Source organism: Arthrobacter sp. SLBN-83 (assembly GCF_006715285.1).
Classification (GTDB): domain Bacteria; phylum Actinomycetota; class Actinomycetes; order Actinomycetales; family Micrococcaceae; genus Arthrobacter.
This window is the reverse complement of sequence record NZ_VFMX01000001.1, coordinates 4042968-4065806: the sequence shown is the minus strand read 5'-3', so window position 1 is coordinate 4065806 and position 22839 is coordinate 4042968. Positions and strand designations below refer to the sequence as shown.

Annotated in this window: 21 protein-coding genes; 15 read left to right on the top strand and 6 right to left on the bottom strand. The window is 66.2% G+C overall.

What is annotated here, in order from left to right:
* Positions 1 to 1230 carry an alkaline phosphatase family protein gene (locus tag FBY30_RS19055; protein WP_142134243.1) on the top strand — a complete coding sequence of 410 codons (1230 nt, stop codon included), beginning with the start codon at positions 1 to 3 and terminating at the stop codon, positions 1228 to 1230.
* Positions 1223 to 1960, top strand: a complete 738-nt coding sequence (locus FBY30_RS19050; protein ID WP_142134241.1) for a thymidine kinase — start codon at positions 1223 to 1225, stop codon at positions 1958 to 1960. The genes FBY30_RS19055 and FBY30_RS19050 overlap by 8 nt, the downstream gene beginning before the upstream one ends.
* 69 nt (positions 1961 to 2029) lie before the next feature.
* Here FBY30_RS19050 and FBY30_RS19045 read toward each other — a convergent pair whose 3' ends face one another.
* Positions 2030 to 2986, bottom strand: coding sequence for a DMT family transporter (locus tag FBY30_RS19045; protein WP_142134239.1), 957 nt, complete (start codon positions 2984 to 2986; stop codon positions 2030 to 2032).
* Between the two features lie 31 nt (positions 2987 to 3017).
* On the opposite strand from FBY30_RS19045, the gene FBY30_RS19040 reads away from it, so the two are divergent.
* Positions 3018 to 3572: a helix-turn-helix domain-containing protein gene (locus FBY30_RS19040; protein ID WP_142134237.1), complete on the top strand. Its 555-nt coding sequence runs from the start codon at positions 3018 to 3020 to the stop codon at positions 3570 to 3572.
* A 107-nt stretch (positions 3573 to 3679) separates the two neighbouring features.
* Positions 3680 to 5269, top strand: coding sequence for an HNH endonuclease signature motif containing protein (locus FBY30_RS19035; protein ID WP_142134235.1), 1590 nt, complete (start codon positions 3680 to 3682; stop codon positions 5267 to 5269).
* 30 nt (positions 5270 to 5299) lie between these two features.
* Here FBY30_RS19035 and FBY30_RS19030 read toward each other — a convergent pair whose 3' ends face one another.
* The 3 genes from FBY30_RS19030 to FBY30_RS19020 form a co-directional block, all read right to left on the bottom strand.
* Complete coding sequence (locus FBY30_RS19030; protein WP_142134233.1) at positions 5300 to 5905, bottom strand: dihydrofolate reductase family protein; 606 nt, start codon at positions 5903 to 5905, stop codon at positions 5300 to 5302.
* A 97-nt stretch (positions 5906 to 6002) separates the two neighbouring features.
* On the bottom strand, positions 6003 to 7313 hold the full coding sequence (sepH, locus tag FBY30_RS19025) for a septation protein SepH (RefSeq protein ID WP_142134231.1): 1311 nt from the start codon (positions 7311 to 7313) through the stop codon (positions 6003 to 6005).
* 161 nt (positions 7314 to 7474) lie between these two features.
* Complete coding sequence (locus FBY30_RS19020) at positions 7475 to 7963, bottom strand: DUF3093 domain-containing protein (protein ID WP_142134229.1); 489 nt, start codon at positions 7961 to 7963, stop codon at positions 7475 to 7477.
* A gap of 139 nt (positions 7964 to 8102) precedes the next feature.
* Here FBY30_RS19020 and dut point away from each other — a divergent pair, with 139 nt between their 5' ends.
* The 4 genes from dut to FBY30_RS19000 all read left to right on the top strand — a co-directional run bounded on the left by dut (position 8103) and on the right by FBY30_RS19000 (position 10563).
* Positions 8103 to 8621, top strand: a complete 519-nt coding sequence (gene dut, locus FBY30_RS19015; protein ID WP_142134227.1) for a dUTP diphosphatase — start codon at positions 8103 to 8105, stop codon at positions 8619 to 8621.
* A 106-nt stretch (positions 8622 to 8727) separates the two neighbouring features.
* On the top strand, positions 8728 to 9441 hold the full coding sequence (locus FBY30_RS19010) for a DUF3710 domain-containing protein (RefSeq protein WP_142134225.1): 714 nt from the start codon (positions 8728 to 8730) through the stop codon (positions 9439 to 9441).
* Positions 9442 to 9487: 46 nt separating this feature from the next.
* Positions 9488 to 9796 (top strand): OB-fold nucleic acid binding domain-containing protein, encoded by a 309-nt coding sequence (locus FBY30_RS19005; protein ID WP_142135457.1) that lies wholly within the window; start codon positions 9488 to 9490, stop codon positions 9794 to 9796.
* Positions 9793 to 10563: a DUF3159 domain-containing protein gene (locus tag FBY30_RS19000; RefSeq protein ID WP_142134223.1), complete on the top strand. Its 771-nt coding sequence runs from the start codon at positions 9793 to 9795 to the stop codon at positions 10561 to 10563. Before FBY30_RS19005 ends, FBY30_RS19000 begins: the two co-directional genes overlap by 4 nt.
* 96 nt (positions 10564 to 10659) lie before the next feature.
* On the opposite strand, the gene FBY30_RS18995 is transcribed toward FBY30_RS19000, so the two are convergent.
* On the bottom strand, positions 10660 to 11415 hold the full coding sequence (locus FBY30_RS18995) for a potassium channel family protein (protein WP_142134220.1): 756 nt from the start codon (positions 11413 to 11415) through the stop codon (positions 10660 to 10662).
* Entirely contained in the window at positions 11412 to 12086 is a 675-nt protein-coding gene (locus FBY30_RS18990) for a potassium channel family protein (protein ID WP_142134218.1), read from the bottom strand. The genes FBY30_RS18995 and FBY30_RS18990 overlap by 4 nt, the downstream gene beginning before the upstream one ends.
* Before the next feature lie 118 nt (positions 12087 to 12204).
* On the opposite strand from FBY30_RS18990, the gene FBY30_RS18985 reads away from it, so the two are divergent.
* From FBY30_RS18985 to FBY30_RS18955, 7 genes are all read left to right on the top strand, one after another.
* Positions 12205 to 14181 (top strand): APC family permease, encoded by a 1977-nt coding sequence (locus FBY30_RS18985; RefSeq protein ID WP_142134217.1) that lies wholly within the window; start codon positions 12205 to 12207, stop codon positions 14179 to 14181.
* Positions 14178 to 15566, top strand: coding sequence for a class I SAM-dependent RNA methyltransferase (locus tag FBY30_RS18980; protein WP_142134215.1), 1389 nt, complete (start codon positions 14178 to 14180; stop codon positions 15564 to 15566). The genes FBY30_RS18985 and FBY30_RS18980 overlap by 4 nt, the downstream gene beginning before the upstream one ends.
* Before the next feature lie 165 nt (positions 15567 to 15731).
* Positions 15732 to 18557 carry an aconitate hydratase gene (locus FBY30_RS18975; protein ID WP_142134213.1) on the top strand — a complete coding sequence of 942 codons (2826 nt, stop codon included), beginning with the start codon at positions 15732 to 15734 and terminating at the stop codon, positions 18555 to 18557.
* Between the two features lie 144 nt (positions 18558 to 18701).
* Positions 18702 to 20675, top strand: coding sequence for a 1-deoxy-D-xylulose-5-phosphate synthase (dxs, locus tag FBY30_RS18970; RefSeq protein ID WP_142134211.1), 1974 nt, complete (start codon positions 18702 to 18704; stop codon positions 20673 to 20675).
* Entirely contained in the window at positions 20672 to 21292 is a 621-nt protein-coding gene (locus FBY30_RS18965; protein WP_200830725.1) for a DUF402 domain-containing protein, read from the top strand. The genes dxs and FBY30_RS18965 overlap by 4 nt, the downstream gene beginning before the upstream one ends.
* Positions 21289 to 21849, top strand: coding sequence for a hypothetical protein (locus FBY30_RS18960; protein WP_142134210.1), 561 nt, complete (start codon positions 21289 to 21291; stop codon positions 21847 to 21849). The genes FBY30_RS18965 and FBY30_RS18960 overlap by 4 nt, the downstream gene beginning before the upstream one ends.
* A gap of 9 nt (positions 21850 to 21858) precedes the next feature.
* On the top strand, positions 21859 to 22836 hold the full coding sequence (locus tag FBY30_RS18955; protein WP_142134208.1) for an aldo/keto reductase: 978 nt from the start codon (positions 21859 to 21861) through the stop codon (positions 22834 to 22836).
* The last annotated feature ends 3 nt before the right edge of the window (positions 22837 to 22839 follow it).

Below are 22839 nucleotides of genomic sequence, written 5' to 3'. Positions count from 1 at the left end.
ATGCCGGAAGACCGCCACCACGCTGTAGAAGCCCCCGGACGTACCCCCGACCTTCCGCCCGCTCCCGCCTACGGACACCGCTCCATCGCCGAGGTCCTGACCAGCGCGGCAGCCAGCCTTGGCGTTGAGGGCTTCACCAACACCCTGGCGCTTCCTGCCGCCGCCAAAGTCTGCATAGTGCTTGCTGACGGCTTGGGCCGGAACCTCCTGAAGCAAAAGGCCGCGCACACTCCCTTCCTGCGCTCGGTGGTGCAGGCCGGCCAGGGGGAGGTCCCGGTGTGGCTGGACTCCGCCTTTCCGTCCACCACCGCTGCAGCACTGTCCAGCTTCGGAACCGGACTTCCGGCCGGGCAGCACGGCATGGTGGGCTACGACGTCCTGGACCCGGACCAGGACAAAGTGGTCAACCTGCTGGGAAACTGGGATCCCGGCGTCGACCCCTCCACCTGGCAGCCGTTCCCCACGGTCTTTGAACGAATCGCCGAAGAGGTGGATGTCACCACCGTCAGCCTCGCCCAGTTCGACAGCTCGCCCATGACCCGCGCAGCGCTGCGGGGTGGCAGGTTCATCTCCGGGACAACTTCCCACGCGCGAACCGCCGCCGCTGCCGAGGCCATGGCTGCCCCCGGACGGTCCCTGATGTATTTCTACGTCAATGAACTGGACAAGGCAGGGCACCGGCACGGCAGCAGGTCTGAACAGTGGGAACACCAGCTGGAAGAGCTCGACGCCACCGTCAAGCGGCTCTACTCCTCCCTGCCGGCCGGCACCACCATCCTGCTGACTGCGGACCACGGGATGCTGGACGTCCCCGAGTCGCAGCGCATTGATTTCTCCAAGGATCCCGATTTGGTGGACGGAGTCCGCCACACGGCCGGTGAACCACGCATGGTGCACCTGTACCTGGATGAGGGGCACGTGGAGTCCTCTCCCCGTGCCCGCGACCGGCTCCTGGCCGCGTGGAAAGCCCGGTTCGGTGACCGGGTGTGGGCCTTCACCCGGGAGGAAGCCGTTGCCGGGGGGCTCTTTGGTGACGTGCGGCCTGCTGTTGAAGGCAGGATTGGCGACGTGATGATCGCGGCGCGTGACGCCGTCGCACTTTACGACGGCCGGCGCATGCGGCCCACTGCCATGGAAGTGGTGGGCCAGCACGGCTCACTGACCAAGGCCGAGCGGGAGGTTCCATTGCTCTGCTTTACCGCCGAGGGAAGGAACCGCCGCCGTGGCTGAACTCATCTTCTTCTCGGGCACTATGGACTGCGGCAAATCCACACTGGCCCTGCAGATGGACTACAACCACCGGGCCCGCGGACGGGGTGGCGTACGGTTCAGCCGCAACGACCGCGCCGGTGAGTCCCGGATCTCAAGCCGCCTGGGGCTGGAGACGGATGCGGTGGAGGTGCTGGACAGCACGGACTTCTGGGACGAAGTGATGATCCGGCGCACCCAGGGCCAGAGGGTGGACTACCTGATCTGTGACGAAGCCCAGTTCTATACCCCCGAGCAGGTGGAGCAGCTGGCCAAGGTAGTTGACGAAATCGACGTTGATGTCTTCGCCTTCGGCATCACTGCCGACTTCCGCACCCGGTTGTTCCCGGGTTCGCAGCGCCTGATCGAGCTCGCCGACCGCGTGCAGGTGCTCCAGGTGGAGGCGCTGTGCTGGTGCGGGCGCCGGGCGACGCACAACGCCAGGACGGTCGACGGCGTCATGGTCACCGAGGGTGCGCAGGTGGTGGTGGGCGACGTGGACATGGTGGTCGAAGCCGCCGCCCCGGCGGCCGGACACGTTCCCGTAGTGGGATACGAGACGCTGTGCAGGCGCCACTTTATGCGGCGGGTCACGGCACACGGTGCTTCCTTAATGGCCCAGCAGGACCAGTTGCTGCCGTTCGACGTGGACGCGTGCCTGTGGCGCGGCTCCGGCGGCCCAGGGGAGAAGCGCGGGGGCGGCGAAGGCTGATTCCGTGGGCCCGCACCTGCCTTGCGCACCTCTCTTGCCGAAATGGCAGTCCAGGGCTCCGGGCTTGAGCTAGCCCGATTGATCGGGTTGGTGCATAAGGGAGGCTGAACCGTCGGCAGCCAGTGGTGGCTCGGATGATACAGCGGCGTCCTTGCGGGTGCGCAGTTTGAGCTCGCTGACGAGCGCGCCGACCACAATGAGTGCGGCACCGGCAACCGCGATGGGAGGAAGCCGGTCGCCCGCCATCCGGCCGATGATCGCAGCCCAAACAGGCTCTCCGGCGTAGATAATCGTTGCGTTTGTCGGCGAAACTGAGCGCTGGGCCCAGTTCATGGTGAGCTGGATGACGCAGCTCAAAACCCCCAAGGCGGCCGCCGCTCCCGCCCACACCCATGAAAAAGCAGGTAATTCCTCTCCGGCCATCGGCACGGCCACGAAGCCCAGTGATCCCGCGACGAGCAACTGCACCACGGTTACCCGGCCGAGGTGCACTTTGCCCGCAAACCAACCGATGAGGATGATCTCTGCTGCGATCGGAAGGGTGCTGGCTATCGTCGCGATCTCCCCGGAGCTGAAGGTGAAGCCGACACTCGCTGGGTCGGCAAGCAGTACGAGACCGACGAAAGCCAGCCCGGCCCCGACCCAGGTGGGAAGTTTTGGTGGCTTCCTGAACACCATCCACTGCAGGACCGGTACAAGCGGAACGTAGAGAGCCGTAATGAACGCGGATGTGCTGCTGTCGATCGTTTGAAGACCAACGGTTTGAAGCCCGTAGCCCAGGAAGATCATGACCCCGATTGCTGCGCCTGCCGCAATCTCCTTCACGGTCATGCCACGAAGGACACGCGCGAAAATGACGGCGCTGATGAGGCCTGCGGTCAAAAACCGCATGCCCACGAAGAACCACGGTCCGCTGTACTGGACGGCGACGTGGACGATCAGGAACGTCGCCCCCCATACGGCGGTGATGAGGACGAGGGCAAGTTCCTGCCGGGAGAACGGGATCCGCATGCCAGTGTGCAACATAATGCTCACCTTATGGTGCAAAATAGTGCACATGCAAAATGAGGAAGCAGCCGGGGTCCTGGACCACGTCAGTGCGAACGTACGGCGGTTTCGGGCGGCGGCACAACTCAGCCAAGTCGCCTTGGCTGATCGCGCCGGCGTCAGTCGACGTACAGTCGTCAAGCTCGAGGCTGGTGAGGCGAATATCAGCCTTACAGGTCTCGATCATCTCGCTGACGCGCTGGGCGTCACCTTCGTCGATCTCGTCGCAGCACCGGCCGCGCAACATGCAAACATCAGCGAAGTTGCATGGCGAGGAAACCAGCAGGGCAGCATCGCGGTGCTGCTGGCATCCGTTCCCGCTACCAAAGATGCCCAGCTGTGGGCCTGGACCCTGGAACCAGGCGACCGCTACGACGCGGAGCCTGATCCGCTGGGTTGGTCTGAAATGATCTTCGTCTCCGAAGGATCCATTCGGGTTGAACAAGAAGACGGGCCCACCGACCTCGATACAGGCGACCACCTAGCCTTCCCGACGTCCCAGCAGTACGCCTATGCAAACGTGGGCGACACCCGCGCACGCTTCGTGCGTGTCGTTGTCAATTAATTTGGCTGCCATAGGTCTAGCTCGTAACCGCAGGAGTGAACCGCCCCGTGATGGGGGCCAGCTTCTCGTTCAGTGTGATTGTCGTACCCCCTTGTCATGATTGGTTTATGGGGAAAGCGGCGGTGGTTAAGGCTTATGCGGACATCCGGGCTGCCCTTGCTGTGCTGACTGCTGAGGTTGGCGGGTGTGGTTCTGAGGCGTTTTCGGTGGCTGATCCGTTGGCTGGTTCGGCTGATGGGTGCCTGGACGTTCTGGCTGGTGCCCGGGAGGTTGAGGCCGGCTTCGCTGGTTTGAAGGCGAAGGCTGCGGTGACGTACGCGGAGAGCGCCTCTGTTGTTGCCGGGCCGGGTGTGCCGGTGCAGGCGCAGGAGATGGCGGTCGCGGCGGAAATTGGGTGTGTGTTGGCGTTGGGGCCGCGGGCTGCGTCATCGTTCCTGGCTACTTCGCACGCCGTTGTTTCGTGGTTGCCGCGAACCTTTGAGGGCCTGCAGGCCGGGTCCCTGTCGTGGCAGCATGCGGTGGTGATGGCGGATGAGGCGGCCAGCCTTGATGCTGCGGGGGCGGCTGCGTTGGAGGCGCATTTCCTGGACCCTGCGGCCCCGGATGCTGCGCGGGGGTGCCCTGCCGGTGAGATGCCGGCGCACCGGTTTCGGGCCAAGGCCAGGACGTGGCGGGAACGCCACCATGCGGAGAGCATTGAGAAGCGCCATGCCAAGGGGGTGGCGGAGCGGCGGGTGGAGTTCCGGCCGGAGCAGGACGGGATGGCGTGGCTGTCCGCGTGTCTGCCCGCGGCTCAGGCGTTGGCCGGGTGGAACCGGCTCACCGCAATGTCCCGGTCACTCCAAGGCCCCCAGGAGTCCCGCACCATGGCCCAGTTGCGGGCCGACACGTTCGCCGAGGCGGTCCTCGACAGTGGCAGTGGCGGCACCGCCCTAGGGGGTGGCACCAGCGTTCGGCGTGGGTCTGATGCTGATGCTGATGGCGGTGACGGGCGGACTGTTAGCGGCAGCGACGGGGCCGGTGCACGTGTCGGTGCCAGCGATGGGGCCGGTGACGTCGTTGGTGTTGGCGGTGAAGGTGCCGCCGCCGGGGCAGAACAGTTGTCTTCGCCGATTCGGGCGCAGGTTCTGGTCACGGTTCCGGTGTTCTCCCTGATGGGGTTGACCGATGAGCCGGCGATGCTGGACGGGTACGGGCCGATCCCACCATCGATGGCCCGGGACCTGGTCGCGAACGGAGCGGGGTCGTTCTACCGGGTATTTGTGGATCCGCGGGACGGTGCACCACTGGAGATCGGGCGGAAGAGCTACCGGGTGACCGGGGCGATGCGGGCCTGGTTGCGGATGCGGGACGGCAAGTGCCCGTTCCCGGGGTGCAGCAACACCTCCCTGGACAACGACGCCGACCACATCCTGGCCTGGGCCAACGGCGGCCCCACCGGGATATCGAACCTGGGACAGCCCTGCCCCAAACACCACAAACTCCGACACGCCACCGGCTGGAAACCCACCCCTGCCACAAAGAACGAACCACCCGGCTGGCTCTCACCAGCGGGCCGCCACTATCAAAGCGAACACCAGGACTGGGAACCCACCCACTGGCCACAAGGATTGGTGGCGGGCAGTGTGGACATCGTTCGGCAGAATGGGTCTCCATGGGAGGATGCCCTGGCGCAGTTCCTGCGCGCCCATGCCTAACCGTCTTCGCGTACCTTGGTATGGGCGACGTCAGCTGATACGGCGGTAGCGGATGTGGGTGGCGAGTGGGGAATGCAGCACCTCGACGGGTTCGAAGCCGAAGGACCCATTCCCCTCGAACATCCGCTCACCGGAACCGAGCAGAACAGGCGCGATATCCAGAGTGAGTTCATCGATCACCCCTGCTTTCAACGCCTGCCGGACGGTGGCGGCTCCGCCCGCGATATCCACCCCTTTGCCGTCGGCGGCATCGAGTGCTGCCGCGTACGCAGCATCGAAGCCATCGGTGACAAAGTAGAAAGTTGTCCCGCCCTCCATCTGGATGGGGTCGTGTGCATAATGCGTCAGCACGAACACGGGAGCGTGGTACGGCGGTTCTGGCCCCCACCAGCCGGTCCAGTCAGCATCCCACTCGCCGCGGATAGGACCATACATATTCCGGCCCATTATGTACGCTCCACGTGGGCGCATCAGCCATTCGGTGGCAGTCCTGTCGGCATCGTTGGCCCGGGGGTCGCCGATATGCCAGCCATGCAGTTCCAGCCCGCGCTTGCCCAAGGGGTTTTCGCGGCTCTGGTCAGGACCGGCGACGAAGCCGTCCAGGGACATGGACATGTGGCAGGTAGTATCCGGCACGGGAAACCTCCATAGTTACAGCTTCTGACCTGATGGCGTGCCGGGATATTAGCATGCAGTGCAGGCGGGACGACCCGTACGGAGGGAAGAAAAGCCCTTAGTCGCTCCGGGTGCCGAAGACGATTTCATCCCAGGACGGCACGCTGGACCGCTTCGGGCGGGCAGGCCGTTCCGGTGCTTCGGTTTCGGGCAGCTGACCGGTGGCAGGTGACGCATCGTCCTGCTTGGCGGAGCGGCGGGGATTGCTGCCCAGCAGCTCATCAAGCCCGGCGCCGCCGGAGCTTGTCCCCGGCTCGGAACCGGAGGGTTTCTGTGGGGACGCCGCAATGGTGATTTCCCTGGTATCCGTGCTGACGCCGTCGTGTAGCCGCAGGCCGTCGTCCTGGCCGTCGCGATGCGGCGGAAGAAGGCTGAGCCTCGAAAGCATCGACGGCCTGGTATCCCTGCGCCGGATGAAGGAATCACCCTGGGCGGCGGGCGCGTCCTGGTGGTCATCCTGTGGCTCTGGTTCCTGTGCCTCAGGTTCGGCAGCCACCTCTGAAGGGCGGGGATGGGCGGCAGGCACACCGTGGGTGAGGAGCAGCGCCAGTGCGTCATCGGAATCCTCGTCCACACCCAGCCGCTGCCCGCGCCGTGACCTGAGCATGTCCAGGAGGCCATCGGATTCCTTGCCGGCATCCTGGGCAGGGCCGGCCTGGCCGCCGGGAGAAGCCTTGGACGTATCCGCGTCAGTCTCGAAATCGAAGGGGCGGTCCGAAACCGCAGTGAGCCGGCGGGCGGGAACAGGGCCATCCAGCGGCTCGAGTTCACTCAGTTGCTGCGCCCAGCGGTTGGTGTTCTGCAACGACTTCCGGGCCGGGTTGAACGTCCAAAGCGCCGGAGGTTCCTCGCCGATTCCGGATGTCCCGCCGGCCTTGGCCTCGAAGCTTGCCGAGACAGTCCATGTACCGTCCTGGCGCCGCCAGGAATCCCATTCCACGGTTGCGGGGTCGACGCCATGCGCCGACAGCCGGTGGGCCACCATGTCATCAAGAGTTGCCGGATTGTCGCCGAACGCGGACCGGTAAATGTCATGGCCGGGGGAGGGGGCCGCGACTTCAACTTTCCGCGCCTGCTGGGCAACATACTCGCGCTCGGCGAGGACGGGGCCTTCGTAGCGCTCCACCTTGGCCAGCGGCATCCCGGACAACTCCGCGACGTCCGCAGCGGTGGCACCGGCACGGATGCGGGCCTGGATGTCCCTGGGGGACATGGGAACGGCAGCCCGCTCCACCCGCGGTTTTGCCGTAGACCGGCTGGCTGTCCTGAGTGCCTCATCGATCGGCAGCTGGAACATCTCGCCGCCGGCCCCGCTCAACAGGAGATGTGTCCCGTCGTCGTGCACGCCTACAAGCCGTAGATCCTGCATACAAATCCTCCACCCTGGCATTACTATCAACCGAAACTCTGCCACCCGGGGGCGCGGATTTGGCTCAAGGAGCAGGGCGCGCCGTGATTTTCCGCTGGATCCTCTGGGTTAAAGGGCAAGCGAATGGGGGTGAAGGGCCCGGTGCCGGGACCCCGCGGGCGTCACCGCTGGGCCAGGGCCGCTGTCAGCTGGTCCGGATGGCGGGTGGAGGCGAGCCAGTACGGGGTCCGGTCCGCCGGATCCGTGATCTCGATCTTCACCACGGGATCAATCCAGCCGCGGATGCACAGGTAGGCGAGACCGTTCAGCCGGGTGCCGCGCTCCGCCGTCGCCTCACCGGCAGTGAACTGCTGCACGCCGCCCACAAACCGGCGCTCGATGGTGGCCCTGCCGACGGTGAGCGCGTCCCCGGTCACCGTGATGGCGGGGGTTGAGACAACCAGGAGGACTGCGATGATCGCGAAGAGCACCAGCGCTGCGGTGTAACCAGCCGCCATGCTGATGGGGGCGAAGACCAGGATGCCCGCCGCCGAGACGCCGGCTGCGATGATCCAGATCCAGGCGTTGGGCCACAGTTTTTCCCTGTAGACAACAGGTGCCCCGGCTGAGGGCGTGCTGGGGACGGATGCGTGCGGGCTCGATTCGGGCATAGCTCAAGCTTTCCACCTTTGGCTGGGTATTTCACCTTGGGCCAGCCCTGGCCCCGGCCGCCCTGGACAGCCGGGGCCCAGCCGCACGGTCAAGGGCTGCCTAGGCTCGATTTGGGAGCGCGGGTTAGAGTGAGTGACTGTGACTGATCATCCCGCAACGGTAGACCTTGTCCCGGACGCAGCATCGCCCAATGCTGCCGCCCCCACCCTGCAGGTGCAGTTGAAGATGCTGGATCCGGAGCTGGAAGCGCCGTCTTACGCGCATCCGGGCGACGCCGGCGCCGACCTCCGCGCCCGCGAAGACGTGGTCCTGTTGCCGGGGGAGCGCAAGCTGGTTCCCACCGGCGTGGCCATTGCACTGCCTGACGGGTTCGTGGCGCTGATCCACCCCCGGTCCGGCCTGGCCACCAAGCACGGCCTCACGATCGTCAACGCTCCCGGCACCGTGGACGCAGGCTACCGTGGCGAGATTTCGGTAACCCTGCTCAACACCGATTCGACCCAGCCGATAGAGCTCCGGCGCGGCGATAGAATTGCCCAAATGGTCATCCAGCGGGTGGAGCATGCCCAGTTCATTCCTGTCAGTGAATTAAGCGGATCCGTCCGCGGCACCGGAGGCTTTGGATCCACAGGCGGGTTTACCGTCCCCGGAGCCTGACCCCGGCTGCATCCGCTGCCACGCCAGCATGTACGACGGCGGGACCTCCAAGGGACCGGCCGGCAGGTTTCAGAACTGGCACATTTGAAGAATTAAGGAGTCACCCATGGTCTTTGGGTTTGGCAGGAAAACGAAGAAGGACGAACCGGCGGAGCCGGTGGATGAGCTCACGCTCGCGGAGGCTGGCGAAGACGCCCCCGCCCCGGACGCCCGCCGCCAGCATGGCCCGTTCGACGAGTCCGAAATCACCAGCACCGACGGTTTCGTGGACCTGGGAGCCCTGCTGATCACGCCGAGCGAGGGCCTCCAGCTCCGGCTCGAAGTGGAAGAGGCAACACAGCGGGTGGTGGCAGTGACCCTTGACCTGAACGGCTCCAGCCTTCAGCTGCAGGCTTTCGCCGCCCCCAAGACAGAGACGCTCTGGGACGAGATCCGCGAACAGATCGGCCAGTCCGTAGGCGCCCAGGGCGGCCAGGTTGAAGAGGTTGAAGGCGCCTTCGGCACCGAGCTGGTGGCCAAGCTGCCCGCCGGGCTCCCGGACGGCAGCCAGGGCTATCGCGTGGCCCGCTTCATCGGTGTCGACGGCCCCCGCTGGTTCCTGCGCGGCGTCCTGGGCGGACCCGCGGCACTGGAACGTCCCGCTGCGGAAGCGCTTGAGGCCCTGTTCCGGCAGGTTGTGGTGGTCCGCGGTGACAGCCCCATGCCGCCGCGTGATCTTTTGCAGCTGCGGCTGCCCAAGGACGCCTCCGCCACTCCTCCGCCCGCCGCGCCCACCCTGGAGGAGCCCGAACGTGGTCCGGAAATCACCCAGATCGGCTGAGCCCAACCTCGACGAGGCAGGGACGGGCCTTGGCGGCATCACACCGTTGGGGCAGCTTCCCGACAGGGGACGTGTCCTGTGCCAGGGGCACATCGAATCGGTGACCTTCGTCCCGGCCGACCGCACCCCTGAGTACAGCGCCATCGTCACTGAGGACGACGCCGACCGTCCCGCAACAGCGTCGGGCCGGGGCAGGCCCCCAAGGCTCCGCGTTGTCTGGCTGGGCCGGCGGCGTGTGCCGGGCATCCAAGCCGGCGCCGAGATCCGCGTGGAGGGAATGCTGGCCCGCGGCAAGGACATGCCCACCATCTTCAATCCCCGTTACGAGATACTGTCCCGCCAGGAGAACGAATGACCGAGCACCAGCCCGACCAGCCATCCGGCACTTCACGCCGTGCCGGCGGGCCGGAGGAGGGTAGGCCGCAGGCCGCAGGACAGTCCCCGGTTGCCGGCCTCGCCGCAGAGTATGCAGCCAAAGCGGGCCTCCACCGTACCCACGACGGCCGCGTGGACGTTTTGCGCAGCGCGGGGGGAGTGCAGGGCATTGCCGAAAGCATTGTTCCCGGCCTGGTTTTCCTGGTGGCCTTCACCGTCACCCGCGAGCTGCCGTTGTCACTGGTGGCGGCCCTGGCGTCGGCGGCCGTGTTCACCGTGGTCCGCCTGGTGCAGCGCCGGCCCCTCACCCAGGCCCTGGCGGGCGTGGCAGGCGTCGGCATTTCGGCCTGGCTGGCCAACACCACCGGTAAAGCGGAAGACTTCTACCTCCCCGGCTTCTTTACCAATGCCGCCTACATTTTGGCGATGGTCATCTCGATCGCCGTCAAGTGGCCTGTGGCCGGGCTGCTCTTCGGCTTCATCCGGAATGAGGGCGTGGAATGGCGCAAGGAGCCGGACCGGGTCAAGGCCTACCGCCTGGGCACCTGGATCATCGTCGCCGTCCTGGCCCTCCGGCTCATCGTGCAGGTGCCCCTGTACCTCATGGGCACTGACGGCCTGGCCGCCCTCGCCACCACACGGTTGATTATGGGCGCACCCCTGTACATCCTCGGGATCTGGGTGGCCTGGCTCGTGACCCGGCCGGCTCCGGCCGAAACCGAAACCGAGGCCGGCCAGGCGGCCTGACGCCCCAAGCAAGCCGGCACCTCAGGGCGTACCGGATGCCGGACGCTTTAGCTGCCTGACGCCAAGCCTCCCGACGCCCAAGGCGGCACCGGAAGCCTAACCGTCGAAGCCGTCGTCGTCCGTGGCAGGCCCGTGGCCGGCGCCGGCGGGTGTGCTGCTGCCCGCCGGCTGGTGGCCGGCGTCGATGCTGCCGGGCGCGGAGGAGAGCAGTTCCCGGAGGCCGTCCTCAGCGGCGATGGTGGTGACGAAGAAGAGCTCATCGCCGCCGTCGATGACGTCGTCCCGGCTGGGGGTGATGGGGGCCTGGTCCCGAAGGATGGCCACCAGGGTGGCGTCCGCGGGCCAATGGATGTCTCCCACGGTCATGCCGATCACGTGCGAGTCATGCGGGACGGTGAATTCCACCAGCGACGCCACTCCGGTCTGCAGGGTCAGGAGCCGGACCAAGTCGCCAATCTCCACGGCCTCCTCCACCAGGGCGGTCATGAGCTGCGGAGTGTTGACGGCGACGTCCACGCCCCAGGAGTCGTTGAACATCCAGTCGTTCTTCGGGTTGTTCACCCGGCCCACGGTACGGCCAACGCCGAACTCCGTTTTCGCCAGCAGGGACACCACCAGGTTGACCTTGTCATCGCCCGTCGCGGAAACCACCACATCGGCGTCCTCCACCTTGGCGCCTTGGAGGGTGGAAAGCTCGCAGGCATCGCCTACCAGCCAATGGGCACCCCGCAGGCCGCTGCGGCCGATCACCTCGGGCTTGAGGTCGATCAGCAGGATCTCGTGCTTGTGCGCCAGCAGTTCCCGGGCGATGGATGACCCGACGCTGCCTGCGCCGACGATAACAACTTTCACTGGTACTCCTTGGCGGGGGCTTTGGCGAGGACCTGGGCGATCTGGGCGCTGCGGTCCACCTGCAGCATGGCGTGCACCGTGTCGCCGTCCTGGTAGGCGGTCCCGGCATCGGGAAGGATGCCCTCGCCGAAGCGGGTGAGGTAGGCAACGCGGACATCGGCGGCCTTTTCGATGCTGCTGATCCGGTGCCCAATCCACCCGGCGTCGAGGTCCAGCTCGGCCAGGACCAGGCGTCCGGACGGTTCACGGAAGTCGCCCGCCAGGTGCTGCTCGGGAAGGATGCGCCGCAGCACCTGGTCCGCGCTCCAGCGGACGGCGGCCACCGTGGGGATGCCCAGGCGCTGGTAGATCTCGGCGCGTCCGGGATCGTAGATGCGCGCGACGACGTGCGGCACGTGGAAGGTTTCGCGGGCAACCCGCGTCGCCAGGATATTGGAGTTGTCACCGCTGGAAACGGCAGCGAAGGCGTAGGCCTCGCCTACTCCTGCCTGCTTGAGGGTTTCACGGTCAAAGCCCACCCCGGTGACCTTCCGGCCGGTGAAGCCCTGGCGGAGCCGGCGGAAGGCGCGGTCGTCCTGGTCGATGATGGCCACGGAATGCCCGGCATCCTCCAGCGTGTGCGCCAGCGTTGCCCCCACCCGGCCACATCCCATGATCACGAAATGCGCCACCGTATCTCCTCTTTATGTATGTCAGGATCGTGCAGCTAGAACTCTACCGGCACGGTCCTGGTTCGGCCCGGCCGGGCCCCGTCATGACATCGCTCCCGAATCAGACTAGCTTTGTGGGGTGTTGACAATACTGAACGCCGTCAAACGCGTGCTGGTGGGCCGTCCCTTCAGGAATGACCGCCTGTCCCATACCCTGCTCCCGAAGAAGATCGCACTCCCGATCTTCGCATCCGACGCACTGTCCTCCGTGGCGTACGCTCCGGATGAGATCCTGCTGACCCTGGCCCTGGCCGGTGTCAGCGCCGTGGCCATCTCGCCGCTGGTGGGCCTGGCCGTCATGGTGGTGCTGCTCACGGTGGTGGCGTCCTACCGTCAGAATGTGCACGCATACCCCTCGGGCGGCGGCGATTACGAGATCGCAAATGAAAACCTGGGCAAGTACGCGGGGCTGACGGTGGCGTCGGCCCTCCTGGTGGACTACGTCCTGACGGTGGCCGTATCCATGTCCTCGGCCGCCGCCTACCTCACCACGGCTGTGCCGTCGCTGCACGGTGAGCAGGCCGTCATAGCCACCATCGGCGTCGTCATCCTTGCCCTGGTGAACCTGCGCGGCATCAAGGAAGCGGGCAGCGTCTTCGCCGTCCCTACCTATATCTTCATGGCGTCCATCCTTGGCATGACCGCGGTGGGCATGTTCCAGGCCGCCACCGGGCAGCTGGGGCAGGCGCCGTCGGCCGCGTTCACCATCGTTCCGGCGGAGGGCTTCGACCAGGGCCTGGTGGGCCTGGCCGGTGCCTTCCTGCTGCTGCGGGCCTTTTCCTCAGGCGCTGCGGCGCTCACGGGCGTGGAAGCGATCAGCAACGGCGTTCCCAACTTCCGGCACCCCAAGAGCAAGAACGCGGCCACCACGCTGCTGCTCCTGGGCGTGATCGGCGCCGCCATGCTGGCCGGCATCATCTACCTGGCCAACGCCACCAAGGTCCACATCGTTCTGGACCCCGCCAAGGAATTCCTTCTGGACGGGAAACCGCTGCCGGAGGGCTACGTCCAGAACCCGGCCATCTCCCAGATCGCGCAGACCATCTTCGGCGCCGGCAGCATCCCGTTCTACATCGTGGTTGCCGCCACCGGCGTCATCCTGGTGTTCGCGTCCAACACCGCCTTCAACGGCTTCCCGGTGCTGGGCTCCATCCTGGCCCAGGACGGCTACCTGCCACGCCAGCTCCGCACCCGCGGCGACCGCCTCGCGTTCAGCAACGGTGTGCTGGCCCTCGCCGCCGGCGCCCTGGTGCTGATCATTTCGTTCGACGCCGACGTGACCAAGCTCATCCAGCTCTACATCGTGGGGGTGTTCATTTCCTTTACCCTGAGCCAGCTGGGCATGATCCGGCACTGGGGGCGGGAACTGAAACTCGCCAAGGACAAGGCCGTGCGGCGCCGGATGATGAAGTCCCGCACCATCAACACCATCGGTTTCGGCATGACCGGCCTGGTGCTGGTGATCGTCCTCATCACCAAGTTCGAGCAGGGCGCCTGGATCGCCCTGCTGGCAATGTTCATCCTGTTCCTGATCATGTGGAGCATCCGGGCGCACTACGACAACGTGGCGAAGGAACTCGCGGTGGACGAGGATTCCTCCCCGCGGGCACTGCCGACACGGGTGCACGCGGTCCTGCTTGTCTCGCACGTGCGCAAGCCGGTCCTGCGGGCCCTGGCCTACGCCCGCGCCTCCCGTCCGTCGCGGCTTGACGCCATCACGGTGGACATCGACCCGGAGGAAACAGCGCACACCATTGCCGACTGGGACAAGCTCGAAATCCCGGTCCCGCTGACCGTCCTCGCCAGCCCCTACCGGGAAACGGTCACGCCCATCATGGACTACGTCAAGCAGATGCGCCTGGACTCCCCGCGGGACCTCATCGTGGTGTACATCCCCGAATACGTGGTGGGCAAATGGTGGGAGCAGTTGGTGCACAACCAGACGGCACTGCGCATCAAGACCCGCCTCCACTTCGAGCCCGGGGTCATGGTGGCCAGCGTTCCGTGGCAGCTCAAATCATCCGAAGAAGCAAAGAACCTCCAGGACGTGCAGTGACCAGCAGGACCCCCAGCGCCACCCAGCCCCAAACCCTTGACGCCGGCCACACCGGCGGGGAGGCGGTGCTCGACGTTGGTCCCGTGGCCCACGGCGGGCACTGCGTGGCGCGCCATGAGGGCCGCGTGGTCTTTGTCCGCCATGCCATTCCGGGCGAGAAGGTCCGCGTCCGCCTGACCGACGCGGGGGACAGCGCCAAGTTCTGGCGGGCGGATGTCATCGAGGTGCTTGAGGCCTCGCCGGACCGGGTGGAGCACTTCTGGCGCCCGGCGGATTCCCTGCGCGCCTGGAGCCACGGCCACCCGCCGGTTGGCGGCGCCGAGTTCGGCCACATGAGCCTGGCCCGGCAGCGGAGCCTGAAGGCGGACGTGCTGGCCGAGCAGCTCACCCGGCTGGCCGGCTTCGAACAGACGCCGTCCGCGTGGACCGGCAGCGTGGAAGCAGTGGGGGAGAAGAACGACGACGGCACCGGCCTTTGGTGGCGCACGCGCGCCAGCTTCTCGGTCACGCCCGCCGGCAGGCTGGGAATGCACGCCCACCGTTCCGACCACATCATCCCGGTGCGGGAAATGCCCCTGGCCAGCGAGGCGATCAACGCCCTGCACCTGTGGGACCTGGACCTGCAGGGGGTGGAGCGGGTTGAGGTGGCCGCGCCTGCCAACGGCTCCCGCCCCCTGGTACTCCTGGCCCCGGCTCCCGGAACCAAGGAAAAACGGTTGCGCGCCATCGCTGCCGACGTGCCGGGGGAGGCGTCCGTCGCTGGCTTTGATCCGCTCACCGGGCAGGTGAGCCAGCTCCGGGGACGCACCTGGGTGCAGGAATCCGCCGTCGGGCACGAGTACCGCGTGACCGGCGAGGGCTTCTGGCAGATCCACCGCGACGCGCCCGGGACCCTTGTGGGGGCTGTCACTGAATTCCTGGGGCAAGGGGACTTCCTCCATCCCGGCGCGGTGGTTGCGGACCTCTATGCCGGTGCCGGGCTCTTTACCGCCGTCCTGGCCGATGCAGTAGGGGAGACGGGATCCGTGCTCTCCGTGGAAGGGGCGCCCGGAACCAGCCGCGACGCCCGGAAGAACCTTCACTCCGCTGCGCAGGTGGAGGTGGTCCAGGGCCGGGTGGAGCGGGTCCTGCGCCAAAAGCCGCGGAGTTTCGACGCCCTGGTCCTCGACCCGCCCCGGGCAGGTGCCGGGAAAGCCGTTGTTGGCCAACTGGTCGAATCGCAGCCCCGGGCCATTGCCTACGTGTCCTGCGACCCGGCGTCGTTTGCCCGTGACCTCGGTTACTTCCGCCGCTCAGGCTGGCAACTCACAGGCCTGCGCGCCTTCGATCTCTACCCCCATACCCACCACCTTGAGACGGTGGCACTGCTGACTCCGGGTCGGTGATGCGTCCGGGGTTTTGGACTACGATGGCGGTAGTAGTCCCACGTCGCGCCCGAATTCTCGGCCGGCCGTGTGCAATTTTCGGGCCCTGGAACTACTTAGGGCGTCCTAACTAGCAGGCGGTCAACCGCGCGACAAAGATGAAACTGTTGCGAGAGGAGTCCTGCGATGAGCACTGTGGACAGTTTCGGTTCAAAAGGCAAACTTAATGTTGCCGGAACCGAATACGAGATTTTCCGGCTGAACTCCGTTGAAGGTGCAGAAAACCTTCCGTTCAGCCTCAAGGTATTGCTTGAAAACCTGTTGAGGACCGAGGACGGCGCGAACATCACTGCCGATCACGTTCGCGCTTTGGCAGGCTGGGATCCCAATGCGGAGCCCGATACAGAAATCCAGTTCACGCCGGCGCGCGTGATCATGCAGGACTTCACCGGCGTTCCCTGCGTGGTCGACCTTGCCACCATGCGTGAAGCGGTCAAGGACCTCGGCGGTGACCCCAAGCGGGTCAACCCGCTGGCACCGGCCGAGATGGTGATCGACCACTCCGTGCAGATCGATGCCTTCGGCAACTCCGGCGCGCTGGAGCGCAACATGGAGATCGAGTACCAGCGCAACGGTGAGCGTTACCAGTTCCTGCGCTGGGGCCAGACTGCGTTCGACGACTTCAAGGTGGTTCCTCCGGGAACCGGCATCGTGCACCAGGTCAACATCGAATACCTGGCCCGCACCGTCATGACCCGCGAGGTGGACGGTGTGCTCCGCGCATACCCTGATACCTGCGTGGGCACCGACTCGCACACCACCATGGTCAACGGCCTGGGCGTCCTGGGCTGGGGCGTTGGCGGCATCGAAGCCGAGGCGGCCATGCTGGGCCAGCCCGTCTCCATGCTGATCCCGCGGGTTGTCGGCTTCAAGCTCAGCGGCAGCATCCCCGCCGGCGCCACCGCCACGGACGTCGTGCTGACCATCACCGAAATGCTCCGCAAGCACGGCGTTGTGGGCAAGTTCGTCGAGTTCTACGGCGAAGGCGTGGCCGAGGTGCCGCTGGCAAACCGCGCCACCATCGGCAACATGAGCCCCGAGTTCGGTTCCACCGCCGCGATGTTCCCCATCGACGACGTCACCCTGGACTACCTGCGCCTCACCGGCCGCTCGGAGCAGAACGTCGCCCTGGTGGAGGCCTACTCCAAGGAACAGGGCCTGTGGCACGATCCTTCCCGCGACATCAAGTTCTCCGAGTACCTGGAACTGGATCTGTCCACGGTTGTTCCGTCCATCGCCGGCCCCAAGCGCCCGCAGGACCGCATTGAACTGACCGAGGCCAAGGACGAGTTCCGCCACGACCTCAAGAACTACGTGCAGCACGATGCCAACGCGGGCACTTTGGACGAGTCCCTCGAAGAGACCTTCCCGGCCTCCGACGCCCCGTCCTTCACCACCGGCGCAACCCACGTCTCGGACACCGACCGCGAACCGCCGAAGTACTCGGCAGCGCACGGCGGCGCCGGACGGATTTCCAGCCCGGTTCCCGTGAAGATGGCCGACGGGCGCGAATTCGAGCTGGACCACGGCGCGGTCACCATCGCGTCCATCACGTCCTGCACCAACACGTCCAACCCCTCGGTCATGCTGGCCGCCGCGGTCCTGGCCCGCAACGCCGTCGAAAAGGGCCTCACGGCCAAGCCGTGGGTCAAGACCTCCGTTGCCCCCGGTTCGAAGGTTGTCACGGACTACTACGAAAAGTCCGGCCTGACCCCCTACCTGGAGAAGCTCGGCTTCTACATCGTGGGTTACGGCTGCGCCACCTGCATCGGCAACTCCGGTCCGCTGGAGGCAGAGATCTCCGAGGCCATCCAGGCCAACGACCTCGCCGTCAGCGCCGTCCTGTCGGGCAACCGCAACTTCGAAGGCCGCATCAACCCGGACGTCAAGATGAACTACCTGGCGTCCCCGCCGCTGGTCATCGCCTACGCCCTGGCCGGATCCATGGACTTCGACTTCGAATCCGACCCCCTGGGCAAGGATGAAGCCGGCAACGACGTCTTCCTGAAGGACATCTGGCCCAACCCGGTTGAGGTGCAGCAGGTCATCGATTCCTCGATCGACAAGGACATGTTCGCCAAGGGCTACGAGGGCGTCTTCGAGGGCGACGACCGCTGGAAGGCACTGGACACCCCCGCAGGCGACACGTTCGCCTGGGACGAGAAGTCCACCTACGTCCGGAAGCCCCCGTACTTCGAGGGCATGCAGGCGAAGCCGGAACCCGTCCAGGACATCAGCGGCGCCCGCGTGCTCCTGAAGCTCGGCGACTCCGTCACCACCGACCACATCTCCCCGGCCGGTTCGTTTAAGTCGGACACCCCTGCCGGCCAGTACCTGCTGGCCAACGGCGTGGAGCGCAAGGACTTCAACTCGTACGGCTCGCGCCGTGGCAACCACGAAGTGATGATCCGCGGCACGTTCGCGAACATCCGCATCAAGAACCAGCTCCTGGACGGCGTTGAAGGCGGCTTCACCCGCGACTTCACGCAGGCAGACGGCCCGCAGGCCTACGTCTACGACGCCGCCCAGAACTACCAGGCAGCCGGCACCCCGCTGGTGGTCCTGGCAGGCAAGGAGTACGGTTCCGGTTCGTCCCGCGACTGGGCCGCCAAGGGCACCGCGCTGCTGGGCGTCAAGGCCGTCATCGCCGAGAGCTACGAGCGTATCCACCGCTCCAACCTCATCGGCATGGGCGTCCTGCCGCTGCAGTACCCGGCCGGCGAGAACGCTGCCAGCCTGGGCCTCACCGGCACGGAAACCTTCTCGGTTGAGGGCGTCACCGCCCTGAACGAGGGCACCACGCCCAAGACCCTGAAGGTCACCGCCACCGCAGAGGACGGCTCAGCCAAGACGTTCGACGCCGTCCTGCGCATCGATACCCCGGGTGAAGCGGACTACTACCGCAACGGCGGCATCCTGCAGTACGTGCTGCGCCAGATCTCCGCCAACTAGCGGGGCCCTGCCAGCAGGCAGCATCCTCCCCGAAGCCCCGGCCGGTCACCGACCAGCCGGGGCTTCGGCTTTTGAGCCACGTCCGGCGCTGCGAACCGAGGCGTTAGAGTTAAACGGCACGTCTACCATCCGAAGGAGGGGTCATTGGGAATCTTGGACACCATCCGGAATCCGCAGGACCTGAACGAGTTGACCGAGGAACAGCTGGAACAGCTGGCTTCGGAGATCAGGGAATTCCTGATCACTAACGTCTCCCAGACGGGCGGCCACCTCGGGCCCAACCTCGGCGTCGTGGAACTGACGCTGGCCGTGCACCGCATTTTCGAATCTCCCCGTGACAGCATCGTCTTCGACACGGGCCACCAGTCCTACGTCCACAAGCTCCTCACCGGACGCCAGGACTTCAGCACGCTCCGCCAGGAAGGCGGCCTCTCCGGCTACCCGGCCCGGGCCGAATCCGAACACGACATCGTGGAAAGCTCGCACGCGTCGTCGTCCCTGTCCTGGGCCGACGGGATCTCCCGCGCACGCCAGCTCACCGGCGAAGGCGACCGGCACGTCGTGGCCATCGTAGGTGACGGCGCCCTCACCGGCGGCATGGCCTGGGAGGCCATCAACAACATCGCCGCTGATAAGAAGCGCCGCGTGGTGATCGTGGTCAACGACAATGGCCGCTCCTATGCACCCACCGTGGGCGGATTTGCCGACTACCTTGCCTCGCTGCGCCCCACCATCGACTCCTTCCGCGCCGCCCCTGCCTACGAGGGCGCCCTGGACTGGTGGAAGAAGAGGCTGCAGAACGGCGGGCCCGTGGGCCAGTTCACTTACAAGAGCCTGCATGCCATGAAAAAGGGCATTAAGGACTGGTGGGCACCGCAGGGCATGTTCGAGGACCTCGGGATGAAGTACATCGGCCCGGTGGACGGCCACAACCTGCAGGCCATGGAGAATGCACTTTCCACGGCCAAGAATTATGGCGGCCCCGTCATTGTCCATGCCATGACCGAAAAAGGCCACGGTTACGCTCCGGCCCGCGCCCATGAAGCCGACCAGTTCCACGCGGTTGGCATCATCGATCCCGAGACGGGCGAGCCCACCGGCACGGGCGGCGCACAGTCCTGGACATCAGTGTTCGCGGACGAGATCGCCGCCATCGCCGACGAACGCGACGACATCGTCGGTGTCACCGGAGCCATGCTGATCCCGGTAGGCCTGCATAAGTTCGCGGCCAAACACCCCAAGCGGGTCATCGACGTCGGCATCGCCGAACAGCACGCGCTCACCGCCGCCGCGGGTATGGCCTTCGGCGGGCTGCACCCCGTGGTGGCCGTCTACGCCACGTTCCTGAACCGTGCCTTCGACCAGCTGCTCATGGACGTCGCCCTCCACAAAGCCGGCGTCACCATCGTCCTGGACCGCGCCGGGGTCACCGGCCCGGATGGGGCCAGCCACCACGGCATGTGGGACATGGCCATGGTGCAGATCGTTCCCGGCCTGCACCTGGCGGCACCCCGTGACGCCACCCGGCTTCGCGAGGAACTCCGCGAGGCCGTGGCCATCAGCGACGCCCCCACAGTGGTCCGGTTCTCCAAGGGATCGGTCGGCCCGGCAGTGGAGGCATTGGAACGGCTGAGCGATGGCGTGGACGTCCTTGCCCGCCGCCCCTCCGGCTCCACCGAAAACGACGTACTGATCGTCAGCGTCGGCGCCATGTCCGAACTGGCCCTTGACGTTTCCAACCGGCTCGGTGCACAGGGCATCAGCACCACCGTGGTGGACCCGCGCTGGGTTCTTCCGGTCCGCCGGTCCATCATTGCCCTGGCATCGCACCACCGCCTGGTGATCTGCATCGAGGACGGCGTCCGCGCCGGCGGCGTGGGCTCGCGCATCCGGCAGGAAATGCGCGCGGCAGGAGTGGACACCGCACTGAACGAGGTGGGCCTGCCCGTTGAGTTCCTGGAGCACGGCACCAGGAACCAGGTGCTGGAGCGCGTTGGGCTTACCGCCCAACAGATCACGCACGACGTCGTGGCCCAGGTCCTGGGCACGAAGGTTCCGTTTGCGCGGCCCTTGCCCGGGCAGCAGCACCCCACCACCGGCAGCCTTCCGATCCTGTGAGGGACGAGGATGAACTGAAGTACCCCGGGCCTGCCGGGGAATCCGGACCGGTACTGCACACCACCACCACACGCGTCCCCAACGGACTGGAGCCGGGCCAGTTGGTGGTTTCCCGCAACCGCAAGTGGAATGGCAAGGCCCACTGGGTGGTGCCCGGGCGGTACATCGGCGAAGACCAGCACGGTTGGTGGATCTTCCAGGGCACCAACGAGTTCTGTTCCCGCCCCGGTGCCGCCTTCTACACGCGCTCGGACGCGGTGCTGCTGGTGCCGCGCCAGGGTGACTGGGTAGCCACGTTCTACGACTCTGCCCACCCCGGCGGCGTGCGCGTTTACATCGACCTCGCGGTCGGCCACGAGTGGACGCACATCCGGCCCGCGGTGACCGAATTCCATGTGATCGACATGGACCTGGACGTCATCCGCACAGCAGGCCGCGGCGTCTTCATCGACGACCAGGATGAATTCGCGGAGCACAGCGTGTCCATGCACTACCCGGAGCGGCTGATCCAGGACATCCAGGCCGCCGCGGACGATCTCTACCACGCAGTAAAGGCGCAGCAGGCGCCCTTCGACGGCACCGACGTCGACTGGTTTACCAAAGGACGCAACACATGAGCGGCATTATCAGGGTCTACAAGCGCGACGACGAAGGCGCCCTCCAGTTCAGGGAAGCCTGGTTCGACGAGGACTACTCCCAGTTCGTGATGAACTTTGGTGCCGTGGGGCACCAGAGCAAGACTGAGGAGACCGACGTCCCCGATGCCGCTGCTGCCGACGGACTCCTGGACGCCTTTGCGGCACAGTGCGCGGAGGATGGCTACGCCGAGATCCCCAGTGACGAGCAGTTCTGGGTAGTGGCCCAGTTCGCCCTCAAGACCAGGGAGGGCACGGAACGGGACCGCTACCTGGAGCAAAAGGCCAAGGACGCGCTGATCAGCCACCTGGCGTGGCGCGGCCTGGGCACGGTGGAACGCTCCGGGTTCACCGACTTCAAGCTCAACATCTTCTGCCTGTGCCCGGATGTGAACAAGGCGGTCAACGCCATCAAGGTCTGTATCCGCGGCGAGGACCTGGACTTCACCAAGCTCAGTATCGGCGCCGCGCCCTACAAAGACCCGGACAATTTCAAACTCAAGCACTCAGCCAAGCCCGCCGGCAGCTTCAGCCTTTAGGAGACAGCCTTGACCAGTTACCGCCGCCTCGGAAAATCAGGCCTCACCGTCTCCACCGTGGGACTCGGCTGCAACAACCTGGGCCGGGCGAATACCGCCACCGAGTCCCAGGACGCAACTGACGCCGTCGTCCATGCCGCGATCGACGCCGGCATCACCCTGTTCGACGTCGCAGACACCTACGGCCGGGAACCGGGCCTCAGCGAGACCATGCTCGGCAAGGCCCTCGGCGGCCGGCGTGGCGACGTGGTCCTGGCCACCAAGTTCGGGATGGACGCCCAGGGCGCCAACGGTCCGGACTTCGGTGCCCGCGGCTCCCGGCGGTACATCATGCAGGCGGTGGAAGCCTCGTTGCGCCGGCTGGGCACCGATTGGATCGACCTGTACCAGTTCCACACCCCGGACCCGCTGACCCCCATCGATGAGACCCTGGCAGCGCTGGACACCCTGGTCCGCAGCGGCAAGGTCCGCTACATCGGGCACTCCAACCGGTCCGGCTGGCAGATCGCACAGGCGGAGTACGTGGCCCGCGAACTGGGCACGGAGCGGTTCATCTCCTCGCAGAACCACTACAACCTCCTGGACCGGCGTGCCGAACTCGAAGTGACCCCGGCCGCCGAGGAGTTCGGCCTGGGCGTGCTGCCGTACTTCCCGCTCGCCAACGGGCTGCTCACCGGCAAGTACGCCCCGGGCCACGCACCCGAGGGGTCCCGCCTCAGCCACACCCGCACCAACCTGGTGAACGACGCCGACTGGGACCAGTTGGGCAGCTTCAGCGCCTTCGCCAAGGAACGCGGCCTGACGGAGATCGAGGTGGCGTTTTCCTGGCTCGCCGCCCAGCCTTCGGTGGCCAGCGTCATCGCCGGCGCCACCAGGCCGGAGCAGGTCAGGCAGAATGCGGAAGCGGCCAACTGGGCCCCCACGCCCGAAGACCTTGCCGAACTGGACGGGATCTTCCCCGCAGTGCCCAAGGTGGCACTCTTCTAGGCA